Genomic DNA, 16,159 nt, shown 5'->3' on the forward strand with positions numbered 1-16,159 from the left:
AGGGGGTGTGGGCCGGATCCGTCGGATCGTATCCTGTATACAGTCCACTGCACAGGGACGAGTCATGACTTTTTCCACGATCCGGACAGCGCGCAGTCACGACGGACCCGTCGCGGCCGGGCGCGGAGCGCGTCGGGGTTGACCCAGAGCGGCCGGGCGAGGAGCGCGTCGGGGTGGACCCGGAGGGGACGACGGACCCGCAGGACGGCGCGGGGTCAGGACGCTGCTGGTCAGAGGGCGGCGTCGGGGAGGTGGTCGCGCGCCCACAGGGCCGCGCTGGTCCGGTCCACCACCCCGATCTCACGGAACACCCGACCGAGGTGCGCCTTCACGGTGCGTTCGCTGATGCCCAGCGCGCGACCGATCTGCTTGTTGGCCAGGCCCTGTGCGACGAGCCGCAGCACCTCGCGCTCCCGCGGGCTCAGGCCGTCACCGGACTGCTCCCCCGGCGTCGGCAGGAGCACCCGCGCCACCCTGGGGTCGAGCGGGGCGTGCCCGGCCGCGGCGGCGCGGACGGCCGCGAGCAGCTCGGCGGGTTCGCCGTCCTTGAGCTGGTAGCCGACGGCACCCGAACGCAGGGCGGCGTTGACGCGGTCCTTGTCGGAGAAGGACGTCAGCACCACGACCTTGGCGTCCGGGGCGACGGCGAGCACCTCGCGGGTGGCCTCGGCACCGTCCATGACCGGCATCGACAGGTCCATGAGGACCACGTCGGGCTGGTGCGTGCCGGCCTGGGTCACCGCGACCCGGCCGTCCGGCGCCTGGCCCACGACGGTGATGTCGCCGCTGGCCTCGAGCAGGGCCGTGAGGCCGCTGCGGACCATGGCGTGGTCGTCGACGACCAGGACCCTGATCACGCGGCACCCCCGGGAACCAGGGCCAGCCGCCAGTGCGTGCCGGCCCCGGGAGCCGAGGCCACCTGGAGGGTCGCACCCCCGTCGCTGGCGAGGTCGGCCAGCACTCGCAGGCCGAAGTGCCCGTCGGCGGGTTCGCGCAGCAGCACCGTGTCGAACCCTGGTCCGTCGTCCACGATGTCGAGGACGACCTCGTCCCGGTCACCCTCCTCGCGAGCCAGCCGGACGCTGACCGTGCACGGTGCGGCGTGCTTGGCCGCGTTCCGCAGGCACTCCTGGGCCACTCCGTACACGAGTCGCTCCTCACTCTCGTCCAGCCCGAGGTCCGCCTCCCCCTCGGTGTCGAGGTGGACGGTGAGCCCCCGGTTGGTCGCGGACTCCGCGAGGTCCGCGAGCGCCGTACCCAGTCCTGCCCCGGCCAGGCTCGGCGGGTAGATGTCGACGAGCAGCGAGCGCAGGACCCGGATGTTGCCCCGGACCGAGCCCGCCAGCTCGTGCAGCTCGGCAGCCGTCCGGTCGTCACCCGCGATCTGCGCGCGCGCCGCCGCCCCTGCCGCGACGAACGACGTCGCGACCAGGTCCTGGACCGGACCGTCGTGCAGGGTCCCCGCGATCCGGCGGCGTTCGGCGTCGGAGGCGTCGACGGTGCGCTCGAGCAGGCGTTCGCGCTGCCGCTGGGCCTCGGACAGGCGGCGCAGGAGGCGCCAGAGGATCGGCGCCATGAGCACGACCAGGAGCAGCAGGCTGCTCAGCGTCACCCCGGAGAAGCCGCGCCACAGCTGGGAGGACCGCTGCTGGACCGGCTCGTACGGCGAGTACGTCTCGAAGAGCAGCTGGCGCCCGTCGGGCAACCACACCGGACGGTAGACCTCCAGCGCCTTGCCCCCGGTCTCGAACTGGTTCTCGGAGCCGGTGAGGTTGGAGACCTCGGCCTTGGTCTGCGGGTCCGACAGGGCGATGCGCTGGTCCTCGCTGAGGGCGAAGGTGCGACCGACCAGCTGGGGCTCGTCGGCGTAGACGACCCGGCCGTCGGGCGCCCACAGCTTCACGCGGATGATCGCCGGACCGAGGATACGGTCGCGCACGAGGGTGTCGAACTCGGCCAGCGCGGTCGGGTCGCCCGCGACGAGCGCGTCGCTGAGCGACGGGGCGATCACGGCATCGGCGAGGACGTCCGCGGTGTTCGCGGCGTCGTTGACGGCTTCGCGCTCGGCGAGCCGTTGCGACGCAAGGGAACCCAGCACCCCCACGACCACGAGCACCGCGACCAGGCCCGCGATGAGCTGCAGCAGCACCCGCCTGGGCCGCACCGGTGGGTCCACCTCGGCCTCGACGACGGGCCGCGACACCGTCACCCAGGGCACGGCGACGGCCTCGTCGGTGGGCACGGCGACGGCTTCGTCGGCGGGGGCTGCGGACACAGCCGCAGCCGTCTCGGGAGAGGGGTGCTCCGAGACGGCCGGGCTGCTGGGGGTGCTGGTCACTCAGTCGTCGCTTCCGTGGCCGCCGTGGTCGTCGGCGCCCTTGTCGTCGGAACCACCGTGGCCGCCCGAGCCGGAACCACTCGAGCCCGATCCGCTCGAACCAGACCCCGAACCAGACCCCGAACCAGAGCCGCCGGACGTCGCGCTGCCTGACGTCGCCGACCCGCGGTCGTCACCGGGTTCGGTCCGCTGGTCGCGCGGGGTGCGGCCACCGTGGTCGTCGGCCGTGGTGGAGGTGCCGCTCGGCGTGGCCGAACCCGAGTGCCCGCGGCCGGAGTGGCCGGAGGACGTGGAGGAGCCCGTCGAGGTGGCGCTGTGGTCGCGGTCGTCACCGGGTTCGGTGCGCTGGTCACGGGGGGTGTCGCCGCCGTGGTCGTCGGCCGTGGTCGAGGTCCCGGTGGGCGACGTGGCCGTCCCGGTGGCGACCTGGCCGCTGGCCGGGACCCGCACGGGGACCGCCTGGGAGAAGGAGGCGTTGCCCCAGAGCCCTGCGGCGGCGGGCAAGAGGGCCACGACGAGGGCGGCGAGGGTGATGGTGGTGCGCTTCATGACAGATCCTTCCGGGACCAGTGTGACGGGTGATGGAGGTGCAGGGGGCCTATCCGGGGAAGACGACGACGGCGGAGCAGGTCTCGCCGGTCGACGTCGTGGTGGCGGTGGCCCTGATGCGGTCGGTGCCCGCACGGTTCGCGACGAGGCGGCCCAGGGTGAACGAGCCGCTCGGGGCCACAGTCGTGCGCTTCCCCGACCAGAGCAGCACGCCGTTGTCCGAGAGCCGCACCGACCAGGCCTGGCCGACCCGGTTGGAGTCGACCTCCAGCTCGGTCTGGATACGGCCGTCGTCGGCCTTGGCCTTGAGCTTCCAGACGCTGCCCTTGGAGCAGGTGCCACTGGCGCGGACGTCCAGGCCCTTGGCACTGGCGGGCTGGGCGCCGACGGTGGCGACCAGCGCGACGCCGAGGACCACCGCTGCGCTCTTCGTGGAGGTGTTCATCGCTCTGTCCTTCCGTGAGGTGGTCACCACCTGTGACCGTGCGACCACTGTGCGGTTCAGGTCGGTTCACGCGGTATTGGGCGATGGTCGTAGTACCCACGCGCCCTTCTCCGACCGGCCACCCCACGCGGAGGAGCCGGCTCCCTCGAGGGGGAGCCGGCTCCATACCGGTGGGTCGTCGGGCGAGGGAGGTCAGGCCTCCTGGCGGTCGGCGTTGGCGTAGATCGCGTCCCGCACGTAGAGCGCCATGCCCGGGCGGATCTCGTCGTACGTCGCCGTGAACCGCGGGTCGCTGGTGTACAGGTCGGCCAGGTTGCGGTGGAACTGGGGCGAGCAGTCGTAGAACCGCTCGTCGATGTGCCGCCGGTGCGCCTCGGCCGCGTCCATGGCCGCGACGCTCGTCGGGGGCTCCCCTGCGTCCATGGCGTCGGTGAAACCCTGGTGCAGGGCGTCGCTCTCGACCTTGACCTGCGCCCAGTCGGCCTTGGTGTACCCCTTGGTCCGCTGCTGGGACTGCTTCCAGGCGTCGGTGTCGCCCCACCGCTGCTCGGCCTCGGTCTGGCTGTCGTGGAAGCCGTCGCCGAAGAGCTCCTTCATGTCCTCGGTGCTGGCTGGCTGGTTGTTCATCTCTCGCTCCAGTGCTCGGTCGATGGCCACGACGAGATCGCGCATCTCGTCGAGCCGGGACATGACCGCTGCGCGTTGGCGACGCAGGTGCTGCTCCGCGCTCTCCGGGTGGTCCAGGAGGAGGGCGACCTCCTCGAGGGTGAACCCGAGCCGCCGGTAGACCACCACGTGCTGCAAGCGCGTGAGGTCGTCGGGGGTGTAGAGCCGGTAGCCCGCCCGCGAACGGTCGGTGGGCGTGAGCAGCCCGATCTCGTCGTAGTGGTGCAGGGTCCGCACCGTGAGGTCGAACTGCTCGGCCACCTGCCCCACCGTGAGCATGGTCAGCTGCGTGCCTTCGGTCATGACGACCACTGTGACCCCTCACGCCGCGTGAGGGTCAAGGCCGTTCCGTGACTCAGGCGTCCTCGCGGGCCCGGCGCCGCGACCGCAGCCAGGAACCGATGCCGTTGCGGGCGGTGCCCCAGATGCCGTGCCGGAAGGCCAGGACGATGATCACGAAGATCGCGCCGGTGATGATGCCGATGCCGTTGAACCCCGAGGAGGCGAGCCGGTCCTCGAGGAGCACCACGAGCGCGGCGCCGACAGGACCGCCCCAGAGGGTGCCGATGCCGCCGAGGACGGTGATCAGCACGACCTTGCCCGACGTCGTCCAGATGAGCTCCTGCAGCGACGCGAACCCGTGGCTGGCGGAGAACACCCCACCGGCCAGGCCGGCCAGGCCCGCCGAGATGACGAACACCATGATCTTGTAGCGCTCGACGTCGTAACCCAGGGCGCGGGCGCGGGCCGGGTTGTCGCGGATGGCGACCAGGACCCGGCCGAACGGGCTGTTGACCGTGCGCCAGGCGATGACGACGCCGATGAGGATCAGCGGGAGGGCCGCGTAGTAGAAGTAGAACGGGTCCTGGTTGATCAGGTCGGTCAGCGGACCGAGGTTCTTGGGCACGCCCTGCAGGCCGTTCTCGCCGCCGGTGACGCTGCGCCACTGGTTGGCGATGAAGTAGACCATCTGCGCGAACGCCAAGGTCACCATGGCGAAGTAGATGCCGGTGCGCCGGACCGCGAGGTACCCGGTCGGCACCGCCAGGATCATGGCGCAGACCGCGCCGCCCAGCACCGCGACCGGGAACGGCAGGCCGGCGTGGATCGCGATGAGGCCGGTCGTGTATGCCGACGTGCCCCAGAAGGCGGCGTGCCCGAAGGACAGCAGGCCGGTGTAGCCGAGCAGCAGGTCGACCGAGATCGCGAACAGCGCCCAGGCGGCGATGTCCATCGCGACCGGCGGGTAGATGAAGAACGGCAGCGCCAGGACGACGAGGAGGCCGACGGCCAGGCCCACCCACCGCAGGTAGGGGCGCTGCGCCGTGATGGACGGGGCGTCGGGGAGGTCGACGTCGACCTTGGACACCAGCTGGGAGCTCATGATGCGGCCTCCTCGCGACCGAACAGGCCCGAGGGCCGGACCAGGATCACCACGGCCATGAGGACGAAGATGAGGACCTGGCTGAACGACCCGGCGTAGCCCTGGCCGTAGGCCTCGACGAGTCCGACGAGGAAGCCCGCCACCACTGCGCCGAGGATGGACCCGAGTCCGCCGATGACGACCACGGCGAACAGGATGATGATGAAGAAGCTGCCCATGTCGGCGTTGACCGAACCCGTGGGCGCCCGCAGCACACCGGCGAGGCCGGCCAGGGCGATGCCGAAGCCGAACACGGGGGTGACCCAGCGGCCGACGTTGATGCCCAGCGCCCGCGAGCGTTCGGCGTCCTCGGTCGAGGCCCGCACGATCATGCCCACCCGCGTCTTGGTGAGCAGCAGCCACACCGCCAGGCACAGGGCGACCGAGAAGACCGCCACGAAGATCTGGTAGCTCGACAGCGAGACGCTGCCGACGTTCACCCGGCCCTGCAGGCCGGCGGGCAGCTCGTACGGCAGCGACGAGACGCCATACCGGCGCTTGACGAAGTCGACGAGGAACAAGGTGATGCCGAAGGTGAGCAGGAAGTTGTAGAGGGGGTCCAGGCGCAGCAGCCACTGGACGAAGAGCCGTTCCAGCAGCACGCCGAACAGGAACATCGCCACCGTGATGATCGGCAGGGCGGCCCAGAAACCGAGGCCGGTCGCGTCGAGCAGCAGGGCGGCGCCGACGGCGCCGAGCATGTAGCAGGCGCCGTGGCTGAAGTTGACCACGCCGAGCACGCCGAAGATCACCGCCAGGCCCAGGGCGGCCAGGGCGTAGAACCCGCCGAGGGCCAGGCCCTGGAGGGTGTACTGGATGAATGCGGTCATGGCTCTTCCGGTTCGTCGGTGCGGCGGTGGCGGGAAGGGTGCGGGGAGGGTGCGGACCCGGTGGGTGGGGGTCGCCCACCGGGTCCGGGCCGTCACATCGTGCAGTCGGTGCTCACGGTCGGGTTGAAGGCCTCGGCCGCGGGGATCGTGGAGACGACCTCCTCGTAGTCCCACTCCTCCTTGACCTGGTCCTTGCTCTTGACCTTGACCAGGTAGGCGTCGTGCAGGACGCGGTGGTCGGCGGCGCGGACCTCACCGTTGCGCAGGAAGACGTCGTTGAGCTTCTTTCCCTCGAGCTCCTTCACCACGGCGTCGGAGTTGTCCGTACCCGCGCGCTGCACGGCCTCGAGGTACTGCAGGGCCGCGGAGTAGTTGCCGGCGTGGGCGAAGGACGGACGCGTCTGCGTCTTGGCCTTGAACTTGTCGGCCCAGGCGCGGTTCTGGTCGTCGAAGTTCCAGTACCAGGCGTCGGTGAACTGCGTGCCCTGGAACTGGTCGACACCCAGGCTGTGGATGTCGGTGATGAACATCAGGCCGACGGCGAGCTGGGTCTTGCCCTGCAGGCCGGCCTGGTTGAACTGCTTGACGAAGTTGATGAGGTCGCCACCGGCGGCCATGATCCCGATGACGTTGGGCTTGCTCGACTCGGCCTTGGTGATGAAGGTCGAGAAGTTGTCGTTGGGGAACGGCGTCGCGATGGACTGCTGCACCGTGCCGCCGGCCTTGGTGACGGCGCTGGTGAAGGACTTGGTCATGTCCTGGCCGAAGGCGTAGTCGGGGTAGACGATGGACCAGTTCTTGCCACCGTTCTGCACGGCCGTGGCACCGGTGCCCTGGGCGAGCATGTAGGTGTCGTAGGCCCAGTGGAACGTGTACTTGTTGCACGACTTGCCGGTCAGCGCGGTGGTGCCTGCACCGATGTCGATGAACAGCTTCTTCTTGGCCTTGGCCTGCGTGGCGACGGCGAGCGCGGCCGAGGAGGTGGGGACGTCGAGGATGATGTCGGCCTTCTGGCGGTCGTACATCTCCTGCGCCTTGGTGTTGGCGATGTCGGGCTTGTTCTGGTGGTCGGCCTGGACGATCTCGATGTTCTTGGCCACCGCCTTGTCGCCGTACTTGGCCTTGTAGTCCGCGACGGCCATCTCGATGGCGACCTTGGAGTTGGGGCCGGACAGGTCCTTGTAGACCCCCGACTGGTCGTTGAGCAGACCGAGGACGACCTTGTCGTCGCTGATCTTGCCGCCGCTGGCGGCGGGACCGCCTGCGCCACAGGCGGCGAGCACGAGGCTGCCCGTGACAGCGGTGGCCGCGAGGGCCAAGGACTTGCTGCGCTTCATGTCCCCTCCTGGGGTGGTTCGGTGGTGCGTTGGTTGTGGTGCGTGATGCACCGCGGCTACATGCCGAGGTACTCGAGGAGCTCGGTGGTGCGGGACTGGAAGCTGTCGTTGTCCAGGGACTCCACGACCCGGCCCTGGGCGAGCAGGTAGTGGCGGTCGGCGACCGTGGAGGCGAACTTCACGTTCTGCTCGACGAGCAGGACGGAGACGCCCTGGGACTTGATCTGGCGGATGATCTCGCCGATCCGCTGCACGATCACCGGGGCGAGGCCTTCGCTGGGCTCGTCGAGCAGGAGGAGCGTGGACCCCATCCGCAGCACCCGGGCGATGGCCAGCATCTGCTGCTCGCCGCCGCTGAGCTTGGTGCCGGGGAAGTCCCGGCGCTCGTGCAGGACCGGGAACTGCTCGTAGACCTGGTCCAGGCTCCAGGCATCGGCTTTGCTCGTGACCGGCGGGAGCAGGAGGTTCTCGGCGACGGTGAGGGTGGCGTAGATGCCGCGGTCGTCCGGCACCCAGCCGATGCCGGCGCGGGCGCGCTTGTCGGCGCTGGCCTTGCCGAGGTCGTCGCCGCCCCAGGTGACGGTGCCCTCGACCTGGCGGTGCAGTCCCATGACCGAGCGCAGCAGCGTGGTCTTGCCGGCGCCGTTGCGGCCGACGAGGGTGACGACCTCACCGGGTTCGACCCGCAGGTCCACGTCCGTGAGGACCTTGGCCTCGCCGTACCAGGCGGACAGTCCCGCGATCTCCAGGGTCTGGTCAGACATGCTGGTCTCCGGCCTGTCCGAGGTATGCGGTGATGACCTTGTCGTCGTTCCGGACCTCTTCGTAGGTGCCCTCGGCGAGCACCTGCCCGGACTGCAGCACGGTGACGGTGTCGGCCAGGGAACCGACGACGTGCATGTTGTGGTCGACGAACACGACGGTGCGGCCGGCCGCGACCTTCTTGACCAGGGCGATGGTCCGGTCGACGTCCTCGAGGCCCATGCCTGCGGTGGGTTCGTCGAGCAGCAGCAGCTTGGGGTCGAGCGCCAGGGCGAGCGCGAGCTCGAGGGCGCGCTTCTGCCCGTAGGCCAGCGAACCGGCAGCAGCGCCGGAACGGTCGGTGAGGCCCACCTCGTCGAGGAGCTCCATCGCTCGCGGGCGGAACTGCTTCATCGCCGAGCTCGACCGCCAGAACCGGTAGCCGAGCCCGGTGGGCGAGGCGAGGGCGAGCTCGACGTGGTCGACGACGCTCATCTGGTCGAACAGGCTGGTGATCTGGAACGAGCGGGCGATGCCGAGGTGCGCGATCTGCTCCGGCTGCATACCGGTCACGTCGCGGCCCGCGAGGAGGACCTCGCCCGACGTCGGCGTGAGGAAGCCGGTCAGGAGGTTGAACAGCGTGGTCTTGCCGGCGCCGTTGGGGCCGACCAGGGCGTGCACGGTGCCCTCGACGACCCGCAGGCTCACGTCGGAGACGGCGCGGAATCCGCGGAACTCCTTGGTCAGGTCGCGGGTCTCGAGCAGGGCTGATGCTGCTCGACCTGCTGAGCCTGATGCCTTCGGGCTGGCCTCGGTGGGCACCGGCACCTCCTCGTGCGGCTGGTGCGACGGCAGGGGGACCGTCGCGGTTCTGCAGAACACTAGGGGCGCCCAGTGACCCCGGACATGGCCGCCCTCGACACAGAGCCGCCAGAGAACATGTCCGGGCCCCACATACCTGATCAAGGCGCGAGAGAGCCTCGCGAGGCGCTCCCGTGCTCAGGACGCGGTCAGTGCCAGCGGTCGGGGTGGACGTCCCCGGGGATCTGCGCGGTCGGGTCGTACGGCGTGCGGCTGAACCGGAACGAGGCGAGGTCGAGGTGGCTGACGTGCCCGTCGGGGCCACGGTGCGCCACCAGCGGCTCCCCCTCGTGGTAGCTGTCGAGCCCGACCCAGCCGGTCTCGGTGCGCTTGAACCGCGAGCCACGCTTCAGCCCGGGTTCGCCCAGGACCAGTCCACCGTCTGCGGCCAGGCGCAGCGAGTATGCCGTCGTCCCCCAGTACCAGTCCCCCACCAGCTCCAGTCCGCCCACCTGCTCGGCGTCGGCGGTCCACGGGGTCGGCGGGAGGGGTTCGCGCTTCGCGAGCAGGGTCATCAGGTCGACGGTGATCGTGCCCATCCCGGAGGTCGCGTTGGCGAACACCACGACGCCGTCACCGGTCTCGAGGTCGACCCGCAGCCCGGCGAGGAACCCCGGCATCGAGCCGCCATGGCCACCGAACCTGCGGCCCTCGAGGTTCCACACCTGCCACCCGAGTCCGTGCGCCGCGGTCCACGCCTGGCCGGGGTTGTCGTTGACGACGATCGGCAGGCACATCTCCGCCAACGTCGCAGCCGAGAGCAGCCCCTCGGTCCGCCCACCCAGAAAGGCCGCCCAGCGCGCCAGGTCCGACACCGTGGACCACAGCTGGCCGGCCGGCGCCAGCGCCCCGGCGTCGTGCTCGGGCTCCACGTGGACGAGGTCGGCCAGCGGGTGCACGGCCCAGCCCGGGGCGCTGGGGGCCTGCGGGCGAAGGGAGGTCCGCGCCATACCGAGGGGGTGGAGGAGGCCGGCGCGGACCGCCTCGTCCCACGGCACTCCCCTCAGCCGGCCGACGAGCTCGCCGAGGACGGCGTACCCGGTGTTGGAGTAGTGGAAGCGGGCGCCGGGGCGAAACCGCAGGCCCGGGCGGCTGGCGAGCAGGGCTGCCCAGTCGCCGCCCTCGGTGCGCTCCCACCACGGGCCGTTGGTCTCCGCCTGCAGGCCGGAGCTGTGCGAGAGCAGCTGGGCCACCGAGACGTGCCCGAATTCGCTGTCGGAGGTCTCGGGCAGGTGGGCGTCGATCCGGTCGGACAGGTCCAGGGCACCCTCGTCCCGCAGGCGCAGCACCTCGACGCCGACGAAGGTCTTGGTGATCGAGCCGATGCGGTACTGCGTGTCGTCGGTGGCCGGTTCACCGTCCTTGCGACCGTCGACCGTGCCGACGGCACCGGACCAGACCAGCTCCCCACCGCGGACCAGGCCGGCAGCGATGGAGGGGAGGCGGCAGGTCGACTGCTCCTCGGCGAGCCTGCGGTCCAGGGCGGCAACGGTCGTGGTCTCGAGCGGCATGGTGCCTCACCGTAGCCGCCACCGTCGGCGGGTGGCTTGCCACCCAGCCCATGAAAGTGCGCTCTGCCCACGAAGTTCCATGGGCAGAGCGCAGTTTCGTGGGCGGGGTCGCTTCGTGGGCCGGGTCGCCCGGCTGGGTCTAGAGGAAGGACCCCCAGCCGGTGCCGGCGACGGTCGCGCCGGTGAAGGTGCCGTTGCCGCGACCCTTGTAGAACCGCAGCTCACCGTTCATCGTGATCGCCCCGAGGTCGCCACGGCTGTCGCCGTTCGCGTCGCGCGCAGAGAACAGCGCACCCATCCCGCCCCAGCCCGGACCCACCTTGACCCGACCCAGGAAGCCGCCCCGGCCGTTGCCGCGGTAGATCCACAGGACGCCGGTCGCGTCGACCGCCATGACATCGGCCTTGCGGTCACCGGTCACGTCCCCGGGCACGAACACCCGGACCATCGAGCCCCAGCCGGTCCCGATCTGGGTCCCCGCGGCGAACCTCCCCTGGCCGTTGCCCTTGTAGAGCCGCATCGCACCGGTCGACGTCACCGCCACGATGTCGGGCAGACCGTCTCCGGAGAAGTCGGCAGTGCCGTCGATGGAGCGCATGCTCCCCCAGCCGGTCCCGCTGATCGTCGACCCGAGCGACTTCCCGTCCCGGTCGACCATGTTTCCCTCGAGGCCACCGTCCTGGTTGATCGTGAGGAACGCCGTGTACCCGTAGATCCGGCCCGACGGGAAGTTGCGGCTCGAAGGGAGGTCCGTGACGGTGGTTGCGGCCTTGAACTTCGGGAACCCGGCGCCACGGTAGAGCCGCACCTGTCCTGCCGGCAGTCGCGCGAAGAGGTCGTCGCGCCGGTCGATGTTCACGTCCCCGGCTCCCCAGACGTTCCCGGAGATCATCGGCGTCAATGACACCGTCGTCGTGGGACCGGGACCGATCTTGCTCTGAGGCGTGACTGCCAGGGTGTAGGTCGTGCCGTTGCGCAGGCTGGGGACGACCACCTTGCTGTACTCCCCCGTCACCGGCACGGTGACGACCCGACCACCCGGGTTGACCACCACCCGGTAGGACGTGAGGTCCTGCGCCTCGTCGGGCATGGTCGAGACCCCCAGCTCGATCGACTGCGGACGACTCCGTCCCGAGACGTCGAGCTTGCTGGGCTTCGCGACGATGTGCTCGGCCGCGAGGTCCAGCGCGTGCTCGCCGATGGTCTTCCCCCGCTCGTCGAGCACCCGACCATCGCGGGTGTACTCCGTCCTTCGCATCGCTGCGTCCAGCAGCACCACGCGCTGCAACCGGTAGGTGCCCACGCGCTGGGGGAGGCCGCGAGTCACGCTCCCCGCGGCCCGGCCGTCCTCGGACCACAGGCTGGTGGCAACACCCGGATCGCCGTCCAGGAGGTACAGCGCCGAGATCGACCGGAGCGTGGAGGAGGTCAGCGTCGTGGAGTAGGTGGCGGTCGCTGTTCCACCGGACACGGCAGAGGACGTCACCGCCAGCCTCGCGAGGACCGGGCCGGGTCCGTCGTAGTAGGAGTTTGCGACGGTGAGACCTGATGCCGAGAACGGGATGCTGTGGGTCCCGCGGGGTCGCGTCGGCTGGGGGAAGAAGATCCCGGCTGGTGCCGTGTACCCGATCGTTCCGTCTGCTGCGTACCGGGAGGCGAAACCGTTGGGGTCTTCCAGGACGACCGACGACAGCACGTAGCCGCCGTTGGACTGCAGGTGGGGCACAGTGCGGGTGAACGCACCTGCCGCGAGCTCCGCCGGATCCGTCGACGTCAGAGAGAAGTGCTCGTCCTGCGCGCCGTGGACCCAGGTGAAGGTGGCCTTCACGACGGGGTGCAGGTCGTGGGCGGCGAAGCGCATGGTGACGGGGGTCCCTGGCTCGACCTTCGTGGGCGACACCCAGATGGACGTCAGCACCGGCGCTTCGAAGTCCTCGGTGGACCCCGACACCACGACGTCGTACGGCGACAGGTCCCGGGTCTCGGTGCACTTGGCGTTAGTGCTGGCGTACGACGGGTTGCAGGCGTACGTGAAGTCGTTCGGGGAGTACGTGAGGAAGACGTACTGCAACGTCCACGTCCCGTTCTGCACCCCGTCCGGCACCTTCCGGGTCCCCGAGCCTGACGTTCCCTTCGACAGGTTGACCGAGTAGAGCCGGCCGGCTGGGTCCTTGTACCCGGCCAGAGCCTCGTCCACGGGGGCGGTGGTGGTCGCGGTGTAGGACAGCACCACCTCGCCTGGCGCCTTGACGGCGTTGGTGCTCACCGAGATGGACGTGATGACCGGTCCGGCCGCAGCACTGGCTGGTGTGGCGGTCAGCAGACCCGCCACGAGGGTCGCCACGACCCCACCGACGACAGCAACAATTCCCCGAACGCGACGACGCGCCATACCCTCTGCTCCCCAACTTCCAGCTGATGCTGGCGGGAGCCTAGACGGGTAGGGCGCGTCGCGGGCCGGGAGCGGCGGAACTTGCGCGAACCGGCAACGTTCCTCAGGCCTTCTTGGCGGCGGCCTTCTTCGTGGTGGTCTTCTTGGCGGTCGTCTTCTTCGCAGCCTTCTTGGCCGGGGCCTTCTTGGCCGCGCGCTTGCGGGTCGTCGGACCCTTCGCGCGCTTCTCGGCCAACAGCTCGGCACCACGCTCGGGCGTGATCGACTCGGGCTCGTCGCCCTTGCGCAGGGTCGAGTTGGTCTCGCCGTCCGTGACGTACGGACCGAACCGGCCGTCCTTGACCACCATCGGGCGACCGGAGACCGGGTCGTTGCCGAGTTCCTTGAGGGGAGCCGTGGCGGCCCGACCACGCTGCTTGGGCTGGGCGTAGATCGCCAGCGCCTCCTCGAGCGTGATGTCGAAGAGCTGCTGCTCGGTGACCAGGGACCGGGAGTCGGTGCCCTTCTTGAGGTAGGGACCGTAGCGACCGTTCTGCGCCGTGATCTCGACGACGCTGCCGTCCTCCTCCGTGGAGGTGCCGACGACGCGGGGCAGGCTGAGCAGCTTGAGCGCGGTCTCGAGGTCCATGGTCGCGAGGTCCATGTCCTTGAACAACGACGCGGTGCGCGGCTTGACCTTGTTCTTGCCCTTGAGCGCCGCAGTCTCCTCGTCGAGGACCTCGGTGACGTACGGCCCGTAGCGCCCGGCCTTGGCCACGATGTCGCGACCGTTCTCCGGGTCCTGGCCCAGGACCTTGCCGTCGTCGGCGGACTGCTCGAGCAGCTCACGCGCCCTGGCCGGGGTCATCTCGTCGGGGGCGATGTCGTCGTTGATGGTGGCGCGACGCGGCGTGGTGTCGGCGTCGTCGGTCATCTCACCGGTCGACAGGTCGACACCGCGCGGGACGGTCTCCTCGACGTACGGGCCGTAGCGGCCGACGCGCACGACGATCCCCTCGCCGATGTCGATCGTCGAGATCGCGCGGGCGTCGATGTCACCGAGGTCCTCGACGAGCTGCTTGAGGCCGAGGTGCGCGTTGCCCGCGTCGGGCAGACCAGGCTCGGAGCCGACGAGCGCCCCATCACCCTCACCGAAGTAGAACCGCTTGAGCCACTCCGCGCGCTGGGCGTCGCCACCCGCGATGCGGTCGAGGTCCTCCTCCATCGAGGCGGTGAAGTCGTAGTCGACGAGCTCGGTGAAGTGCTCCTCGAGCAGCCGCGTCACGGCGAACGCGAGCCAGGTCGGGATCAGGGCCGAGCCACGCGTGTTGACGTAGCCACGGTCCTGGATCGTGCCGACGGTGGAGGCGTAGGTCGACGGACGACCGATTCCCTTCTCCTCCATGGCTTTCACGAGCGTCGCCTCGGTGTAGCGCGGCGGCGGCGTGGTCTCGTGGCCGTCCGGTTCGGCCCGGACGACGGTGAGGGACACGCCCTCGCTCAGCTTGGGGAGGCGGCGCTCCTCCTCGGCCTCGGCGGCCTTGGACGCGCGCTCCTCGTCGCGACCCTCCTCGTATGCCGCGAGGAAGCCGCGGAACGTGATGACCGTTCCGGAGGCGCTGAACTCCACGACCCGGCCGTCCTCGAGCGTGCCGCCGAGCTTCACGGTCGCGGTCGAGCCACGCGCGTCGGCCATCTGCGAGGCGACGGTGCGCTTCCAGATCAGCTCGTAGAGCGCGAACTCGTCACCGCGCAGCTCGCCGGCCACCTGCGCCGGCGTCCGGAAGCGGTCCCCGGCAGGACGGATGGCCTCGTGGGCCTCCTGCGCGTTCTTGACCTTCTTCTCGTAGAGGCGAGGCGACTGGGGGACGTACTCGGCGCCATACAGGTCCCGGGCCTGCTGGCGCGCGGCGGTGAGGGCGGCCTCCGACAGCGTGGTGCTGTCGGTACGCATGTAGGTGATGTAGCCGTTCTCGTAGAGGCGCTGCGCGACGCGCATGGCGTTCTTCGAGGAGAGGCGCAGCTTGCGGGAGGCCTCCTGCTGCAGGGTGCTGGTCGTGAACGGAGCGCTGGGACGCCGGGTGTACGGCTTCTCCTGGACGCTGGTCACGGCCACCTGGCAGGTGAGCACCTGGGTCGCGATCGAGGTCGCGGTGGCCTGGTCGAGGTGGACGACCGACTTGCCCTTCAGGGTGCCGTCGTCGTTGAAGTCACGGCCCATGGCGACGCGGTTGCCGTCGACGGAGCTGAGCCGCGCCGTGAACTGGTTCGACGCGCCGTCGGGCGTGAAGTCGCCCTCGACGTCCCAGTAGGACGCACGGACGAACGCCATCCGCTCGCGCTCGCGCTCCACGACGATGCGGGTGGCGACGGACTGCACACGGCCGGCGGACAGTCCCGCCTTGACCTTGCGCCACAGGACCGGGCTGACCTCGTAGCCGTACAGGCGGTCGAGGATGCGGCGGGTCTCCTGGGCGTCGACGAGCGCGACGTCGAGGTCACGGGTGTTGGTGGAGGCGCGCTGGATGGCCTCCTTGGTGATCTCGTGGAACACCATGCGCTTGACCGGGACCTTGGGCTTGAGCACCTCGAGCAGGTGCCAGGCGATCGCCTCGCCCTCGCGGTCCTCATCAGTGGCCAGGTAGAGCTCGTCGGCGTTCTTGAGCAGGCGCTTGAGCTCGGCGACCTTCTTCTTCTTGTCGTTGTCGACGACGTAGTAGGCCTCGAAGCCGTTGTCCACGTCGACGCCGAACCGGCCGAACGGGCCCTTCTTGATGTCTGCGGGCATCTCCGACGGGGTCGGGATGTCGCGGATGTGACCGACGGACGCCTCGACGTCCCAGTCCTTGCCCAGGTATCCGCCGATCGTCTTCGCCTTGGCCGGCGACTCGACGATGACGAGCTTGCGCCCTTCAGCCACGTTCTCTTCCTCGGTTCCTGCTCCCATGTGCTGCGGATTCGTCGCAGCGTGGACATGGCAACGCGAAAGACGGTAGCCGGTCCCGTCAAATCTGCCTCGTCCGGTCTCGCGGACGTGCCTGGTGCTGGTCCTGAGCGGTCTGCCTCGAGCACTTGGTTGAAAGTTCA

The 16,159-nt window shown here is 70.0% G+C and carries 13 protein-coding genes; all 13 read right to left on the bottom strand.

Annotated features, from left to right (window positions below; all coding sequences use genetic code 11):
- Window positions 1-230: 230 nt before the first annotated feature.
- Window positions 231-857 (bottom strand): response regulator transcription factor, encoded by a 627-nt coding sequence (locus ASD62_RS09175; RefSeq protein WP_056915696.1) that lies wholly within the window; start codon window positions 855-857, stop codon window positions 231-233.
- The gene (locus ASD62_RS09180) at window positions 854-2,338 is read right to left on the bottom strand and encodes a sensor histidine kinase (RefSeq protein ID WP_056915697.1); all 1,485 of its coding nucleotides are present in this window, start codon (window positions 2,336-2,338) and stop codon (window positions 854-856) included. The genes ASD62_RS09175 and ASD62_RS09180 overlap by 4 nt, the downstream gene beginning before the upstream one ends.
- Complete coding sequence (locus ASD62_RS20475) at window positions 2,339-2,887, bottom strand: hypothetical protein (protein WP_056915698.1); 549 nt, start codon at window positions 2,885-2,887, stop codon at window positions 2,339-2,341.
- Between the two features lie 49 nt (window positions 2,888-2,936).
- On the bottom strand, window positions 2,937-3,332 hold the full coding sequence (locus tag ASD62_RS09190; RefSeq protein WP_056915699.1) for a hypothetical protein: 396 nt from the start codon (window positions 3,330-3,332) through the stop codon (window positions 2,937-2,939).
- A gap of 192 nt (window positions 3,333-3,524) precedes the next feature.
- The gene (locus ASD62_RS09195; RefSeq protein ID WP_056917280.1) at window positions 3,525-4,301 is read right to left on the bottom strand and encodes a MerR family transcriptional regulator; all 777 of its coding nucleotides are present in this window, start codon (window positions 4,299-4,301) and stop codon (window positions 3,525-3,527) included.
- A 52-nt stretch (window positions 4,302-4,353) separates the two neighbouring features.
- Window positions 4,354-5,382, bottom strand: a complete 1,029-nt coding sequence (locus tag ASD62_RS09200; protein ID WP_056915700.1) for a branched-chain amino acid ABC transporter permease — start codon at window positions 5,380-5,382, stop codon at window positions 4,354-4,356.
- Window positions 5,379-6,251 (bottom strand): branched-chain amino acid ABC transporter permease, encoded by an 873-nt coding sequence (locus ASD62_RS09205; protein WP_056915701.1) that lies wholly within the window; start codon window positions 6,249-6,251, stop codon window positions 5,379-5,381. Before ASD62_RS09205 ends, ASD62_RS09200 begins: the two co-directional genes overlap by 4 nt.
- A gap of 92 nt (window positions 6,252-6,343) precedes the next feature.
- Window positions 6,344-7,588, bottom strand: a complete 1,245-nt coding sequence (locus ASD62_RS09210) for an ABC transporter substrate-binding protein (protein WP_056915702.1) — start codon at window positions 7,586-7,588, stop codon at window positions 6,344-6,346.
- A gap of 56 nt (window positions 7,589-7,644) precedes the next feature.
- Window positions 7,645-8,352: an ABC transporter ATP-binding protein gene (locus tag ASD62_RS09215; RefSeq protein ID WP_056915703.1), complete on the bottom strand. Its 708-nt coding sequence runs from the start codon at window positions 8,350-8,352 to the stop codon at window positions 7,645-7,647.
- Complete coding sequence (locus ASD62_RS09220; RefSeq protein WP_235529318.1) at window positions 8,345-9,151, bottom strand: ABC transporter ATP-binding protein; 807 nt, start codon at window positions 9,149-9,151, stop codon at window positions 8,345-8,347. The genes ASD62_RS09215 and ASD62_RS09220 overlap by 8 nt, the downstream gene beginning before the upstream one ends.
- Window positions 9,152-9,339: 188 nt before the next feature.
- The gene (locus ASD62_RS09225; RefSeq protein ID WP_056915704.1) at window positions 9,340-10,701 is read right to left on the bottom strand and encodes a serine hydrolase; all 1,362 of its coding nucleotides are present in this window, start codon (window positions 10,699-10,701) and stop codon (window positions 9,340-9,342) included.
- 139 nt (window positions 10,702-10,840) lie between these two features.
- Window positions 10,841-13,093, bottom strand: coding sequence for a VCBS repeat-containing protein (locus ASD62_RS09230; protein ID WP_082580658.1), 2,253 nt, complete (start codon window positions 13,091-13,093; stop codon window positions 10,841-10,843).
- Between the two features lie 103 nt (window positions 13,094-13,196).
- Entirely contained in the window at window positions 13,197-15,992 is a 2,796-nt protein-coding gene (gene topA / locus ASD62_RS09235) for a type I DNA topoisomerase (protein WP_369818788.1), read from the bottom strand.
- Window positions 15,993-16,159: the final 167 nt, after the last annotated feature.

It is taken from the genome of Phycicoccus sp. Root563, assembly GCF_001427915.1.
GTDB lineage: Bacteria > Actinomycetota > Actinomycetes > Actinomycetales > Dermatophilaceae > Pedococcus.

What these genes read in the sequence shown, in the direction of transcription:
- ASD62_RS20475 (WP_056915698.1), bottom strand. Translation starts at nt 2,887, where the DNA reads ATGAAGCGCACCACCATCACCCTCGCCGCCCTCGTCGTGGCCCTCTTG.
- ASD62_RS09190 (WP_056915699.1), bottom strand. Translation starts at nt 3,332, where the DNA reads ATGAACACCTCCACGAAGAGCGCAGCGGTGGTCCTCGGCGTCGCGCTG.
- ASD62_RS09195 (WP_056917280.1), bottom strand. Translation starts at nt 4,301, where the DNA reads ATGACCGAAGGCACGCAGCTGACCATGCTCACGGTGGGGCAGGTGGCC.
- ASD62_RS09200 (WP_056915700.1), bottom strand. Translation starts at nt 5,382, where the DNA reads ATGAGCTCCCAGCTGGTGTCCAAGGTCGACGTCGACCTCCCCGACGCC.
- ASD62_RS09205 (WP_056915701.1), bottom strand. Translation starts at nt 6,251, where the DNA reads ATGACCGCATTCATCCAGTACACCCTCCAGGGCCTGGCCCTCGGCGGG.
- ASD62_RS09210 (WP_056915702.1), bottom strand. Translation starts at nt 7,588, where the DNA reads ATGAAGCGCAGCAAGTCCTTGGCCCTCGCGGCCACCGCTGTCACGGGC.
- ASD62_RS09215 (WP_056915703.1), bottom strand. Translation starts at nt 8,352, where the DNA reads ATGTCTGACCAGACCCTGGAGATCGCGGGACTGTCCGCCTGGTACGGC.
- ASD62_RS09225 (WP_056915704.1), bottom strand. Translation starts at nt 10,701, where the DNA reads ATGCCGCTCGAGACCACGACCGTTGCCGCCCTGGACCGCAGGCTCGCC.
- ASD62_RS09230 (WP_082580658.1), bottom strand. Translation starts at nt 13,093, where the DNA reads ATGGCGCGTCGTCGCGTTCGGGGAATTGTTGCTGTCGTCGGTGGGGTC.